The organism is Pseudomonas sp. NFACC10-1, from assembly GCF_900119195.1.
Classification (GTDB): Bacteria; Pseudomonadota; Gammaproteobacteria; order Pseudomonadales; family Pseudomonadaceae; genus Aquipseudomonas; species Aquipseudomonas cerasi.
The window spans coordinates 515,546-529,803 of sequence record NZ_FPJB01000003.1; the positions used below are offsets into that span (position 1 = coordinate 515,546).

Below are 14,258 nucleotides of genomic sequence, written 5' to 3' on the forward strand. Positions count from 1 at the left end.
AGGATCAATGAGCGATCAATCGCCGAGGCGCAATGGCACGCCACTGACCGCCAGCAAGCTTTTTCTGCTGTTTTGCATCGGCGAAGACCGCTATGCGCTGGACGCGACCGAGATCGCCGAAATCCTGCCGCGGGTAAAACTCAAGGCGATTGCCCAGGCACCGCACTGGGTGGCGGGAATCTTTGCTCATCGCGGCGAGATTGTCCCGGTGATCGACATCAGCGCGCTGAATTCCGGTCAGCCAGCGCGCTCGCGTACCAGTACGCGCATGGTGCTGGTGCATTATCGCTACGACGACGCGCACCCGGCTCAGTTGCTCGGGCTGATTCTGGAGCAGGCGACCGAAACGCTGCGCTGCCCGGTTGCGCAGTTCAAGGCGTACGGGCTGGACAATCGCCTGTCACCTTACCTGGGGCCGGTCCGCGAGGACGAGCAGGGCCTGCTGCAGTGGATTCATGTTCACGAACTGTTGAGCGAGCCGGTCCGCGAGTTGTTGTACCCGGTGCCGCCGATTGACCTTGAGCTGCTCGAGGACGCGCGATGAAGGTGGATGATTCGCGCTTCTTCAGCTTTCTCAAGGAGCGTATCGGACTGGATGTGACGTCCGTCGGCGAAGCGATCATCGAGCGCGCCTTGCGTCAGCGTGCGACGGCTGTCAATTGCCCTGACAGTGATGCGTACTGGCATCTTCTGGTCTCGTCGCCGCAGGAGCAGCAGGCGCTCATCGAAGCGGTGATCGTTCCCGAGACCTGGTTCTTTCGTTATCCCGAATCGTTTGTCACCCTGGGTATGCTGGCCCGCGAGCGTATCGCCGGTCTTGCCGGTGCACGCCCCTTGCGCATTCTCAGCCTGCCGTGCTCGACCGGTGAGGAGCCGTATTCCATCGCCATGGCGTTATTCGACGCCGGGGTCGACGCCCGGCAATTCAAGGTCGATGCCATCGATATCAGCCCTGTTTCGATTGCCAAGGCCGAGCACGGTGTCTACGGCAAAAACTCGTTCCGTGGCAGCGACATCAGTTATCGCGAGCGCTATTTCAGTCCTGTCGCTGACGGCTTTGAAATCGCTGACAGTGTTCGCGACTCTGTGAGTTTTCAGCCGGGTAACCTGCTCGACCCGAAACTCGCTTCACAAGTGGCCTATGACATCGTCTTCTGCCGCAACCTGGTGATCTATTTTGATCGGCAGACCCAGCAACATGTATTCAAGGTCCTCAAACAACTGACCCGTGAAGACGGCCTGCTGTTTATCGGTCCGGCGGAGGGCAATCTGCTGGCGGGTATCGGCATGCGCTCGACGGGTATCGCCCAGTCCTTCGCCTTCCGGCACGCGCCCGTCGATGCGGTGGTGCCGGTGCCTGTCGCTGCACCGATTGCATCGCGTCCGGTGGTCGAGGCACCTGCCAGAGCGGTCGCGCCACGACCTGCGCCGCGAACATCCGCAGCTTTTGCGCCCGTCGCGAAACCCGTCGCTGCGGCAGGCAACAGCGATGTTTCGGCCTTGCTCGACAGGATCGCGGGGCTGGCCAACGAAGGTAAAAGTGCTGAGGCTCGGGCTGCGTGCGAGCGTTACCTGCAGCAGCATGAGCCGGTCGCGCAGGTGTTTTACTGGCTGGGTCTGCTCAGCGAAGTGGAAGGCCAGGTGCCACAGGCGCAGGGCTTCTATCGCAAGGCGCTGTATCTGCAACCGCAGCACTCCGAATCGCTGGCCCAACTGGCAGCATTGCTGGCTGCCCAAGGTGACACTGCTGGCGCCCGGCGCTTGCAGGACCGCGCAGCACGTGGCACGAATAAACAAGGAAACCAATGATGGCGGGCGTGTCCGGTTTTTCCAGTCTGACCCATGATCAGGCCCTGGATATCGATGATTGCTGGAACCGCATCGGCATTCACGGCGATCGCTCCTGCCCGTTGCTTGCAGAGCATATCCACTGCCGCAATTGCGCGGTTTATTCGGCTGCCGCCACCCGTCTGCTGGACCGCTACTCGCTGGTCCAGGAGTCGCCTGAGCAGTTTCAGGGTTCGGTGTTGCTGCGCGACATCGAGACGCGCTCGATTCTGGTATTCCGGCTTGGTGAAGAGTGGCTGGGGCTGGCGTCGCGCTGCTTCTCGGAAGTCGCTCCCAGTCAGACCATCCATTCACTGCCACACCAGCGTTCGCGTGCATTGCTGGGTGTCGCCAATGTACGCGGCGCTCTGGTAGCGTGCATCTCGCTGGTCGAGCTGCTCGGGCTGGACAGCACCGCGGTGAGTACCCCGTCGACGCGGGTGGTACCGCGCATGTTGATCGTCAGCGTCGAAGGCGGCCCGGTCGTGGTGCCGGTCGACGAGGTGGACGGTATTCACGCCATCGACGAGCGTGAGCTGGAAGCTGCTTCGGCATCCGGCACGCATGCCAATGCCCGTTTCACCCGTGGCGTGCTGCAATGGAAGGGCCGCAGCCTGCGCTGGCTGGACGAAGAAGAGTTGTTGTCGGCGGTGTATCGGAGCCTCACATGACGCCAGATCAAATGCGTGACGCCTCGCTGTTCGAACTGTTCACGCTGGAAGCCGACGCGCAGACCCAGGTATTGAGTGCGGGCCTGCTGGCACTCGAACGTAACCCGACCCAGGCGGATCAGCTGGAAGCCTGCATGCGTGCTGCTCACTCGCTCAAGGGCGCAGCGCGGATTGTCGGCGTCGATTTCGGCGTGAGTGTCGCGCATGTGATGGAAGACTGTCTGGTCAGCGCTCAGGAAGGGCGCCTGCTGCTTCAGGCCGAGCATATCGACGCGCTGCTGTCGGGGACCGACCTGTTGATGCGTATCGCCACGCCCGGCAGCGACGGTATTGGTCAGCCTGATATCGACAGTTATGTCGAAAGGCTCAATACGTTGCTGGCTTCCGGCGCTGGCACGGCGCGTACGGTCAGTACACCACTGCCGGATCCAGCCTCGGAGGCCTTGCTGGCCAGCGCGATGCTGCAGCTTGAGACGTCAAGCGGGTCGGTTGCGCCAGCGCCTGAGTCTGTCGCAGCGCCGTCGGCCGCCGCGTCGCCTGCCAGTCCAGCCGCCATGCCGGCTTCGGAACCAGAGGCACCGTTCACGCCCTTGCGTGAACGCCGTGTGGCCGAGGGCGGCGAACGCGTGTTACGAGTCACCGCCGAGCGCCTCAACGGGCTGCTGGACATGTCCAGCAAATCGCTGGTCGAGACTCAGCGCCTCAAGCCTTTGCTGGCTGGTATGCAGCGTCTCAAGCGCCTGCAAAGCAGCAGCGACCGTGCGCTGGAGGTATTGGGGGCCAGCTTTGGTGAAGAAGGTCCTTCGGCCGATGTGCAAAAAGCCCTGGAGGACGCGCGCAACCTCCTGTCCCAGGCGCAGCAGGTGTTGGCCCGGCAGACTGCCGAGCTGGATGAATTCGGCTGGCAGTCGGCACAACGTGCGCAACTGTTATACGACACGGCACTCGCGTGCCGCATGCGACCCTTCGCCGACGTACTGAATGGTCAGGCGCGCATGGTCCGGGATCTGGGGCGTGAGCTGGGTAAACAGGTCCGCTTGCAGATCGAAGGCGAGAAGACCCAGGTCGATCGCGATGTGCTGGAAAAGCTCGATGCACCCTTGACTCACCTGCTGCGCAACGCCGTGGACCACGGCATCGAGTCGCCCGAAAAGCGCGTGGCGTCCGGCAAGGACCCTGAAGGTCTGATTCGTCTGCAGGCGTCGCATCAGGCTGGCTTGCTGGTCGTTGAGTTGAGCGATGACGGTGGCGGCGTGGACCTTGAACGTCTGCGCCAGAACATTATCGACCGCAAGCTTTCGCCGGCCGAGACCGCTGCGCAGCTGAGCGAGGAGGAACTGCTGAGTTTTCTGTTCCTGCCGGGCTTCAGCATGCGCGACAAGGTCACGCAGATCTCCGGCCGTGGTGTCGGCCTCGATGCCGTGCAGCATATGGTTCGCCAGATGCACGGCAGCGTCGAGCTGCAGCAATGGGCGGGCGAGGGCAGTCGCTTCAGGATAGAAATGCCGCTGACGCTTTCAGTGGTACGCAGCCTGGTCGTGGAAGTGGGCGGTGAAGCGTATGCCTTCCCGCTGGCTCATATCGAGCGCATGCGCGACCTGCAGCCTGACGACATTCTGCAACTGGAAGGGCGTCAGCATTTCTGGGATGAAGAGCGCCATGTCGGTCTGGTTTCGGCCAGTCAGCTGTTGAATCGACCGGCTGCGCAGAAGGCCGGAGAAACGCTCAAGGTTGTGGTGATTCGTGAGCGTGATGCTGTTTATGGCGTGGCCGTTGAACGCTTCATCGGTGAGCGCACGCTGGTGGTGATGCCGCTCGATGCGCGCCTGGGCAAGGTTCAGGACGTGTCGGCGGGAGCCTTGCTCGACGACGGTTCGGTGGTGCTGATCATCGATGTCGAAGACATGTTGCGCTCGGTGGAAAAACTTCTGAATACCGGCCGCCTGGAGCGCATCGACCGACGCACTCGTCAGGCAGACCAAGTGTCACGCAAACGCGTGCTGGTCGTCGATGATTCTTTGACCGTGCGCGAGCTGGAGCGCAAGCTGCTGCTCAGTCGCGGCTACCAGGTGTCGGTGGCCGTGGACGGAATGGACGGCTGGAACGCGCTGCGCGCCGAGGACTTCGACCTGCTGATTACCGACATCGACATGCCGCGTATGGACGGTATCGAGCTGGTGACCCTGTTGCGCCGCGATACCCGCTTGCAGTCCCTGCCGGTCATGGTCGTGTCCTACAAGGACCGTGAAGAGGACCGGCGTCGCGGCCTGGACGCTGGCGCCGATTATTACCTGGCCAAGGCCAGTTTCCACGATGATGCCTTGCTCGACGCTGTCGTCGAATTGATAGGAGACGCGCAAGGATGAAGATTGCCATCGTCAACGATATGCCCATGGCCATCGAAGCCCTGCGCCGTGCACTGGCTTTCGAGCCCGCGCATCAGATCATCTGGGTGGCGTCCAATGGTGCCGACGCCGTGCAGCGTTGCGTCGAGCAGACCCCGGACCTGATCCTGATGGATCTGATCATGCCGGTGATGGATGGCGTCGAAGCCACCCGCCGGATCATGGCCGAAACACCCTGCGCTATCGTTATCGTGACCGTCGACCGCGAGCAGAACATGCGCCGCGTGTTCGAAGCGATGGGGCACGGCGCGCTGGATGTGGTGGACACGCCGGCCATTGGTGGCCCCAATCCAAAAGAGGCGGCGGCGCCCCTGCTGCGCAAGATCCTCAATATCGACTGGCTGATCGGCCAGCGTGTCGGCGTTGAACGGGTCGCGGTTGCGCCGGTTTCCGCGCCGTCGAAACGTGACCGGCTCGTGGCGATCGGTTCCTCGGCAGGCGGGCCTGCAGCGCTGGAGATTCTGCTCAAGGCGCTTCCGGTGAGTTTCCCGGCAGCGATTGTCCTTGTACAGCACGTCGACCAGGTCTTCGCCGCCGGTATGGCCGAGTGGTTGAGCTCGGCCTCCGGCCTGCCGGTACGTCTGGCAAGGGAAGGCGAAACGCCACAGCCGGGTGTGGTGTTGCTGGCAGGCACCAATCATCATATCCGTTTGCTCAAGGACGGCACGCTGGCGTACACAGCGGAGCCGGTGAATGAAGTTTACAGGCCCTCGATTGATGTGTTTTTCGAGAGCGTTACCCGATATTGGAGTGGCGAGGCGGTCGGCGTTCTGCTGACCGGGATGGGGCGCGACGGTGCACAGGGACTCAAGGCCATGCGTGAGCGGGGGTTTCTGACCATCGCTCAGGATCAGGCCAGTTCTGCTGTTTATGGCATGCCCAAGGCTGCCGCAGCCATTGATGCTGCCGTGGAAATCTGCCCATTGCCCGCCATAGCACCTCGCTTGATCGAGGTATTTACTCAATGACTGCTCTGCTGAACTCAGTGGCAGTCGGCGATCAGGAGAAAGATCATGAATGACCTGCAAACGGATGAGCTCAAGACGCCGGATGAAAACAGCGCAATGGTGCTTTTGGTGGATGATCAGGCCATGATTGGTGAAGCCGTACGACGCGGCCTGGCCGGCCATGAGTCCATCGACTTTCATTTTTGTGCCGACCCGCATCAGGCGATTGCACAGGCCGTGCAGATCAAGCCGACGGTGATTCTGCAGGACCTGGTGATGCCGGGCCTGGACGGGCTGACGCTGGTTCGCGAGTACCGCAGCAACCCGCTGACCCGCGATATCCCGATCATCGTGCTGTCCACCAAGGAAGACCCGCTGATCAAGAGCGCGGCGTTCACGGCCGGGGCCAACGACTATCTGGTCAAGCTGCCGGACAACATCGAGCTGGTGGCGCGCATTCGCTATCACTCGCGCTCGTACATGACCCTGTTGCAGCGCGACGAGGCCTATCGGGCCCTGCGCGTCAGCCAGCAACAACTGCTCGATACCAATCTGGTTCTGCAGCGCCTGATGAATTCCGATGGCCTCACGGGGCTGTCGAACCGCCGCCATTTCGACGAGTATCTGGAACTGGAGTGGCGCCGTGCAGTTCGCGAGCAGACCCAGTTGTCGTTGCTGATGATCGATGTGGACTACTTCAAACCCTACAACGACAACTTCGGGCATCTTGAGGGTGACGAGGCCCTGCGTCAGGTCGCCAAGGCAATCCGCAACAGTTGCAGTCGCCCGTCGGACTTGCCGGCTCGCTACGGCGGCGAGGAGTTCGCCATGGTCCTGCCCAACACCTCGCCGGGAGGGGCGCGTCTGCTGGCTGAAAAGCTGCGCCAGAGTGTCTCCGGCATGAATATCCCGCATATGGCGCCAGCGCCTGGCTCCAGCCTGACGGTGAGTATCGGCGTGGCAACCGTGACGCCGCAGCTCGGAATGCACAGCCGTCAGCTGATTCTGGATGCCGACAAGGGGCTTTATCAGGCCAAGAATAACGGGCGCAATCAGGTCGCGGCGGGCTGACGCCGGCAGCGACCGGTAAATAGGCCTCACAACGCCCGCTCGACGGGCTGCTTTCGTGGCCTTGCCTGGGGTATACTCGTCGGCTTTGAAAATTTCGCCTGCGAGTGCTGCCTACCATGGAAATCAACCCGATCCTAAACAGCATCAAGGATTTGTCCGAGCGCTCCGAAACCATTCGGGGGTATCTTTGACTACGATCACAAACATGATCGTCTGACCGAAGTCAACCGCGAGCTCGAAGATCCAAACGTCTGGAACAACCCGGCCTACGCCCAGGAACTGGGGCGCGAGCGCTCCCTGCTGGCGCAGATCGTAGAAACCCTGGACGAAATGTCCTCGGGTCTGGCCGATGCCAAAGACCTGTTGCTGATGTCTGCCGAAGAAGAAGACCAGGCTGCCGTCGATGACGTCGCCGCCGAAGTCGAGCGCCTGCGCGAATCGCTGGAAAAGCTCGAGTTCCGCCGCATGTTCAGCGGCGACATGGACCCCAACAACGCTTATCTGGACATCCAGGCCGGCTCCGGTGGCACCGAAGCGCAGGACTGGGCGAACATCCTGCTGCGCATGTACCTGCGCTGGGCTGACAAGCGTGGTTTCGACGCTACCATCATGGAACTGTCTGCCGGTGAGGTCGCCGGTATCAAGGGCGCTACCGTGCACATCAAGGGCGAATACGCCTTCGGCTGGTTGCGTACCGAGATCGGCGTTCACCGTCTGGTGCGCAAGAGCCCGTTCGACTCCGGCAACCGTCGCCACACTTCGTTCTCGGCCGTATTCGTTTCGCCGGAAATCGATGACAACATCGAAATCGACATCAATCCGGCGGATCTGCGCATCGACACCTACCGTTCTTCCGGGGCCGGTGGTCAGCACGTAAACACCACTGACTCGGCGGTGCGGATCACCCACGTTCCGACCAATACCGTGGTCAGCTGCCAGAACGAGCGTTCCCAGCATGCGAACAAGGACACCGCCATGAAAATGCTGCGGGCCCGTTTGTATGAGCAGGAAGTGCAGAAGCGCAATGCAGCGTCCCAGGCGCTCGAAGACACCAAGTCCGATATCGGCTGGGGTCATCAGATTCGCTCCTACGTACTGGACGCCTCGCGTATCAAGGACCTGCGGACCAACATCGAACGCAGCGACTGCGACAAGGTGCTTGATGGCGATATCGACGAATACCTGATCGCGAGCCTCAAGCAAGGGCTGTAAACCGTCAGCCGACACCTCAAGTCCCTCGTCGCAAGGCGAGGGCGAACCTGTGATGGAATCTTTAAAGACATGAGCGACCAACAACTCGACCCGCAAGCCCTGCAACAGGAAGAAAACACCCTGATCGCCTTGCGCAAGGAAAAGCTTGCAGCAGGCCGTGCCAAGGGTCAGGCCTTCCCCAACGACTTCCGCCGCGACAGCTACTGCAATGACCTGCAGAAACAGTACGTCGACAAGACCAAGGAAGAACTGGCAGAGGCAGCGATTCCGGTCAAGGTTGCCGGTCGCATCATGCTCAACCGTGGCTCGTTCATGGTGATCCAGGACATGACCGGGCGCATCCAGGTCTACGTCAACCGCAAGACCCTGCCTGAAGAAACCCTGGCCGAGGTGAAAACCTGGGACCTGGGCGACATCATCGCTGCCGAAGGTACTCTGGCACGCTCCGGCAAGGGCGACCTGTACGTCGAGATGACCAGCGTTCGTCTGCTGACCAAATCTTTGCGTCCGCTGCCCGACAAGCACCATGGCCTGACCGATACCGAACAGCGCTACCGTCAGCGTTACGTCGACCTGATCGTCAACGAAGACGTGCGCGAGACCTTCCGCGTGCGCTCGCAGGTTATCGCTCACATCCGCAGCTTCCTGATGAAGCGCGACTTCCTCGAAGTCGAAACGCCGATGCTGCAGACCATTCCCGGTGGCGCGGCGGCCAAGCCGTTCGAAACCCATCACAATGCGCTGGACATGGAAATGTTCCTGCGTATCGCCCCGGAGCTGTACCTCAAGCGATTGGTGGTCGGTGGTTTCGAGAAGGTCTTCGAGATCAATCGCAACTTCCGTAACGAAGGTGTTTCGACCCGGCACAACCCCGAGTTCACCATGCTCGAGTTCTACCAGGCCTACGCCGATTACGAAGACAACATGGACCTCACCGAGGAACTGTTCCGCGAACTGGCGCAACTGGTTCTGGGTACCACCGACGTGCCTTACGGCGACAAGGTGTTCCACTTCGGCGAACCGTTTGTGCGCCTGTCGGTGTTCGACTCGATCCTCAAGTACAACCCCGAGCTGACCGCTGCCGACCTGCAGGACATCGACAAGGCCCGCGCCATCGCGAAAAAGGCCGGTGCCAAGGTGCTGGGCTTCGAAGGTCTGGGTAAATTGCAGGTGATGATTTTCGAAGAGCTGGTCGAGCACAAGCTGGAACAGCCTCACTTCATTACCCAGTACCCGTTCGAAGTGTCGCCGCTGGCGCGCCGCAATGACGAAAACCCGAATGTTACCGACCGTTTCGAGTTGTTCATCGGCGGTCGCGAAATCGCCAATGCCTACTCCGAGCTCAACGACGCCGAAGATCAGGCCGAACGCTTCCAGGCTCAGGTGGCCGACAAGGATGCCGGTGACGACGAAGCCATGCACTACGACGCCGACTTCGTCCGCGCGCTGGAGTACGGCATGCCGCCGACGGCAGGCGAGGGGATCGGTATCGACCGGTTGGTGATGCTGCTCACCGACTCGCCATCGATCCGTGATGTGATCCTCTTCCCGCACATGCGCCCGCAAGCGTAATCAGTGGAAAAACAGCCGCCTTCATTGGGCGGCTTTTTTTTAAGTGTTTTTTCAGATCGACTCATTTCAGAGCGACTTATAAGGAAGCTGTCGTGACGATTGCCAGAGAAGGGGCCGCCGGAGTAGCGAGCGCGGTGGCCAAAAGTGTCAAGTATCAGGGGCGCAAGGCTGCGCGTGAGGGCAGTGAGCAACGCAGGCAGGTCATTCTCGATGCCGCCATGCGTATCGTGGTGCGTGACGGCGTACGCGCCGTGCGCCATCGTGCAGTGGCCGCCGAAGCCAGCGTACCGCTGTCGGCAACCACCTATTACTTCAAGGACATCGATGATCTGCTGACCGATGCCTTCGCCCAGTATGTACAGCGCAGTGCCGACTATCTGGCGCGGCTGTGGCAAAACACTGAAGGCATTCTGCGCGAGATGATGAGCCGCAGTTCCGGGAGCCCGACTGACCGGTTTCGTCTGGCGGACGACATTGCGCGTATGGTGACGGAGCATATTCGCCATCAATTGCTGACCCGGCGTGACTATCTGATCGCCGAGCAGGCGTTCTACCACGAAGCATTGATCAACCCGCGCCTGACGCCGCTGGTCATGGCCCATCAGGAAATTCTTCTGCAAGGCAGTTGTCAGTTCTTTCAGGTGATCGGTTCCCTGCAGCCCTATCAGGATGCTCAGGTGTTGACGGGGCTTATTCGTCGCATTGAGTATCAAGGTCTGCTGCATGGGCCGCAGCGTCAGGCGGACGAAGAAATGCTCTGTATCCTGACGCGGCAGATGCGTCTGGTCCTGGGGACCCCGCAGCCGCTTCGAGGGTGACTATACTGCTGCGCGAGTTCCTGGGATCGGCTGTTCAGATGGCTTGACGATCCTGCCGGTTTCGATATTTTCCAGAGGTGGCGTGTTGTTCGGCGCCGCCATGCAGTAGCGTGACAGCCAGCCAAGGAGTACCGGTGGACGAGTATCAACAGACTATTCGTGCTTTATCGGATCGGATCGTCGTTGCACAGACGCCGATTCGCATTCTGGATGCAGTTAAATGGGATGAGAACGTCCGCAAGGAGTTTCTGGCCGCCAAGGGCAAGGCGCTTCCTGCCGTGGACCGCGCCTACTACGAAAACCGTCCGCTGGGTTTCGACTCTTCCGCCTTGAAGCAGGAGTTTCAGAACATCGAGCGCGACGTCACGCGTCAACTGGGGCAGTTCAATCCGGTCGGTCAGATCATGCGCCGTATGTGCCGTGAGTACCGCATGGTGGTGCGTATGCTCGAGGCCCGCGGTACGTCCGACTTCGGCCTGATTTCTCAGGAACTGTACGGCGCGGCATCCGACGCCTTTCATGCGGGTGACCCGACGCTGGCCGATCTTGGCTTGATGCTTTCGGATTACCTGAACAACATTGCCGGACGCGGCGACCTGAAGGACGAGCCGAAAACGCTCACCGCCAAGGACGCCGTTTCGCTGCTGCAATCGCGTTTGAACCGCGTGTTCGGTGAGGCCGAGGAGACCATCCGGGTTTTCGAATCCGACGGGATCGTCGCTGATGCGGCTGCCGGTGCCGACTACATCAAGATCCGCACCGACGCCATGTTCAACGAGCGCGACGTCCGTGCGCTGGAAGTGCACGAAGGGCTGGTGCACGTGGGTACCACGCTGAACGGGCAAAACCAGCCGATCTGTACGTTCCTGTCAAAGGGGCCGCCGTCGTCGACGGTGACGCAGGAAGGCCTGGCGATTCTCATGGAAGTCATCGCCTTTGCATCCTATCCCAGCCGCCTGCGCAAGCTGACCAACCGCACGCGCGCCATTCACATGGCCGAGCAGGGCGCTGATTTTCTGCAGGTGTTCGAGTTCTATCGCGAGCAGGGTTTTGGCATGTCGGAGAGCTACGGCAATGCCAGTCGCGTCTTCCGCGGGTCGGTGCCCAACGGCTTGCCGTTCACCAAGGACCTGTCCTATCTGAAAGGCTTCATCATGGTCTACAACTACATTCAGCTCGCCGTGCGCAAGGGCAAGCTTGAACAGGTGCCGCTGCTGTTCTGCGGCAAGACCACGCTGGAAGACATGCGTACCCTGCGCCAACTGGTGGACGAAGGGCTGGTGGTTGCACCCAAGTACCTGCCCGAACAGTTCCGTGACATGAACGCCCTGTCGGCCTGGATGTGCTTCTCCAACTTCCTCAACCACCTGAGCCTGGACCGCATCGAAGCCGACTACTCGAATATTTTGTAGGCCGAACTGACTATCGTGCCAATGCTCCGCGTTGGCACGCAGTGGGTGACGCTCGGCGTCACAAATCTGCGCCGCGCTGCACAGTCAGGATCGGACGCAGAGCGTCCAGAACGGCATTCCCACGCTGGAGCGTGAGGAACGATAATCTTGTAACTATCGTGCCATTGCTCTGCGCCAGCACGGCAGTGATGTGGCGATGAAAACAACAAGGAAACCTCATTTGAAACTGCTCGGCATCTTCACCCTGATCCTTGCGCTCACCGGTTGCAGTTCGATGTTGTTCTACCCCGAACCAGGTGTTCCGTTCACGCCCGACAAGGCGCGCCTGCAGTATCAGGACGTGAACCTCACTGCGGCCGACGGTACACGCCTGCATGGCTGGTGGCTGCCCGCCAGGGAAGGCGTGCCGGTGAAGGGTACGGTGCTGCATCTGCATGGCAACGGTGGCAACCTGTCCTGGCACCTTGGTGGCGTCTGGTGGTTGCCCGAGCAGGGTTATCAGGTGCTGATGCTGGATTACCGCGGCTATGGCGAGTCGCAGGGCGAGCCAAGCCTGCCGGCGGTCTATCAGGATGTTCAAGCCGCTTTCGACTGGTTGAACACTGCACCGCAAGTGCAAGGCAAACCCCTTGTGGTTCTGGGACAAAGTATTGGTGGAGCACTGGCAGTGCATTACCTGTCCGAACACCCGCAGGAGCGCTCGCGGCTCAAGGCATTGGTGCTGGACAGCGTGCCGGCCAGCTACCGCAGCGTCGCGCGAAACTCGCTGAGTAAATCGTGGCTGACCTGGCCATTGAAAACGCCCTTGTCCTGGCTGATCCCGGAGGCAGACAGTGCCGTCAACGGCCTGCCACGATTGGCCGGCACGCCGATGCTGATCTTTCACAGCATGGACGACACGCTGGTACCACTCGCCAACGGTATCGAGCTGTACAAGGCCGCGCCACCACCGCGCGTATTGCAATTGACCCGGGGCGAGCACGTACAGACATTCGCAGACCCTCTCTGGCGTCAGGTGATGCTGCGCTATCTGGACGATCCGACGCATTTCAACGGCCTGCGCCGCCTTGCGGAAGTGCCCAACTACCCGCCCCCCGCCACACCGCCAGCGCCATGAGTGGCGACCGTAACCTCAATGGCATGATCCTCAGCGCTGTCGGTGCAGTCATCGGCACGGTGGGCTGCCTGTGGTTTTACGGTTACCTGCACTTCGCAAAGCCAGAAGATGCGCTGCTGCTCGGTGAATTCACACTGCTAAAAACCGTACCCGGCGAGGATTACAAAGTCGCTGCCACGCCCGCCGCCGAGGTGGCGCAGTGCGTTGATGGCGTACTGGTGTTGTTCGATACGTCACGAAAAGGTCTGTCGGGCGTATTGATCGATGATCGCAGGCAGGCAGTACGTTGCCTGGGTCAGGAAACGCCTCGGCAATAAAGACAGCGGTAAAAACCCTCGCCCATGAAAAAGCCCCGCCTGTATGCGTAGGCGGGGCTTCGGTGCAGCAGCTCAGTCGCTTATTTCATCGAAGAGCGTGGTGCAACAGGCTGGTTGTCGTTGGAGATGGTGACTTCCACACGACGGTTCATGGCGCGGCCCGAGTTGCTGGAGTTGTCAGCAACCGGGTATTCCTTGCCATAACCCATGGTCACAACGCGCGCTGGGTCTACACCCATGCGTACCAGAGCCATGCGCACCGAGTTGGCGCGACGCTCGGACAGCGACTGGTTGTAGGAAGCCGAACCGGTGCTGTCGGTATAGCCTTCGACAATCACTTTACGGTCCGGGTTTTCCTGCAGGAAGCCAGCCAGCTTGCCAATGTCGCCCTGGGCGGTTGGCTTCAGTTCGGCCTTGTTGTAGTCGAACAGTACGTCACCGAAAGTCACCAGCGTACCGCGTTCGGTCTGCTTGGCGTTCAGGCTGTTTTTCAGTGCAGCGATCTGCGCGTCACGCGCTTCCAGACGGGCCTTGGCGCGATCGGCAGAAGCGTTTTGCAGAGCTGCTTCAGAGGTACGCAGGGCGATGGTCTGCTTGGCCAGCTCGATACGCTGGTTGGTCAGGTACGACAGTTGATCGACTTTCTGTACGTCTTCATCGTTACGGAAGGCCTGTTCTGCCTTGGTCAGCCATTCGCTGGCGTCCTTGGTTTCCAGGGCTGCGACTTGAGTGGCCTGAGGGTTGGTCTGCAGCGCGGTGAAGTTGCTGCGAGCCTGTTCCAGGTTAGGGTTCGGCTTGGTTGCACAGGCTGCCAAGGCAACGCTCATGGCCAGCAGAGCAGGGATCATCAATTGTTTACGCATAATAGGGTCGTCCTTTAATCAGTTAC

General features: G+C 60.6%; 13 protein-coding genes. 12 read left to right on the plus strand and 1 reads right to left on the minus strand.

Annotated elements, in window-relative coordinates; translation table 11 throughout:
• Positions 1-7: 7 nt before the first annotated feature.
• The 12 genes from BT119_RS11015 (at position 8) to BT119_RS11075 (ending at position 13,369) form a co-directional block, all read left to right on the plus strand.
• Entirely contained in the window at positions 8-544 is a 537-nt protein-coding gene (locus BT119_RS11015; RefSeq protein WP_003364934.1) for a chemotaxis protein CheW, read from the plus strand.
• The gene (locus tag BT119_RS11020; protein WP_072365666.1) at positions 541-1,809 is read left to right on the plus strand and encodes a CheR family methyltransferase; all 1,269 of its coding nucleotides are present in this window, start codon (positions 541-543) and stop codon (positions 1,807-1,809) included. Before BT119_RS11015 ends, BT119_RS11020 begins: the two co-directional genes overlap by 4 nt.
• Positions 1,809-2,498, plus strand: a complete 690-nt coding sequence (locus BT119_RS11025; RefSeq protein WP_003433418.1) for a chemotaxis protein CheW — start codon at positions 1,809-1,811, stop codon at positions 2,496-2,498. Before BT119_RS11020 ends, BT119_RS11025 begins: the two co-directional genes overlap by 1 nt.
• Entirely contained in the window at positions 2,495-4,864 is a 2,370-nt protein-coding gene (locus BT119_RS11030) for a hybrid sensor histidine kinase/response regulator (protein WP_054080748.1), read from the plus strand. Before BT119_RS11025 ends, BT119_RS11030 begins: the two co-directional genes overlap by 4 nt.
• Positions 4,861-5,871, plus strand: coding sequence for a chemotaxis response regulator protein-glutamate methylesterase (locus BT119_RS11035; protein ID WP_003433416.1), 1,011 nt, complete (start codon positions 4,861-4,863; stop codon positions 5,869-5,871). Before BT119_RS11030 ends, BT119_RS11035 begins: the two co-directional genes overlap by 4 nt.
• A 45-nt stretch (positions 5,872-5,916) precedes the next feature.
• Positions 5,917-6,921 (plus strand): response regulator, encoded by a 1,005-nt coding sequence (locus tag BT119_RS11040; RefSeq protein WP_003364923.1) that lies wholly within the window; start codon positions 5,917-5,919, stop codon positions 6,919-6,921.
• A gap of 116 nt (positions 6,922-7,037) precedes the next feature.
• Positions 7,038-8,133, plus strand: a protein-coding gene (gene prfB, locus BT119_RS11045) for a peptide chain release factor 2 (protein WP_096102164.1) whose coding sequence is annotated in 2 segments (ribosomal slippage) — positions 7,038-7,109 and positions 7,111-8,133 — 1,095 coding nt in all. Because the reading frame shifts where the segments join, the coding sequence is not laid out codon by codon here.
• Between the two features lie 69 nt (positions 8,134-8,202).
• Positions 8,203-9,705: a lysine--tRNA ligase gene (gene lysS, locus BT119_RS11050; protein ID WP_003364921.1), complete on the plus strand. Its 1,503-nt coding sequence runs from the start codon at positions 8,203-8,205 to the stop codon at positions 9,703-9,705.
• A 92-nt stretch (positions 9,706-9,797) separates the two neighbouring features.
• Entirely contained in the window at positions 9,798-10,523 is a 726-nt protein-coding gene (locus tag BT119_RS11055) for a TetR/AcrR family transcriptional regulator (protein ID WP_003364919.1), read from the plus strand.
• A gap of 134 nt (positions 10,524-10,657) precedes the next feature.
• Entirely contained in the window at positions 10,658-11,935 is a 1,278-nt protein-coding gene (locus BT119_RS11060; protein ID WP_003433414.1) for a flavohemoglobin expression-modulating QEGLA motif protein, read from the plus strand.
• 220 nt (positions 11,936-12,155) lie between these two features.
• Positions 12,156-13,052: an alpha/beta hydrolase gene (locus tag BT119_RS11070; RefSeq protein WP_003433412.1), complete on the plus strand. Its 897-nt coding sequence runs from the start codon at positions 12,156-12,158 to the stop codon at positions 13,050-13,052.
• Complete coding sequence (locus tag BT119_RS11075; protein ID WP_003433411.1) at positions 13,049-13,369, plus strand: PA3694 family proteiin; 321 nt, start codon at positions 13,049-13,051, stop codon at positions 13,367-13,369. Before BT119_RS11070 ends, BT119_RS11075 begins: the two co-directional genes overlap by 4 nt.
• A gap of 80 nt (positions 13,370-13,449) precedes the next feature.
• Here BT119_RS11075 and BT119_RS11080 read toward each other — a convergent pair whose 3' ends face one another.
• A complete protein-coding gene (locus BT119_RS11080; RefSeq protein ID WP_003364910.1) occupies positions 13,450-14,232 on the minus strand; it encodes a lipotoxin F family OmpA-related lipoprotein LptF in 783 nt (260 codons plus the stop codon).
• Positions 14,233-14,258: the final 26 nt, after the last annotated feature.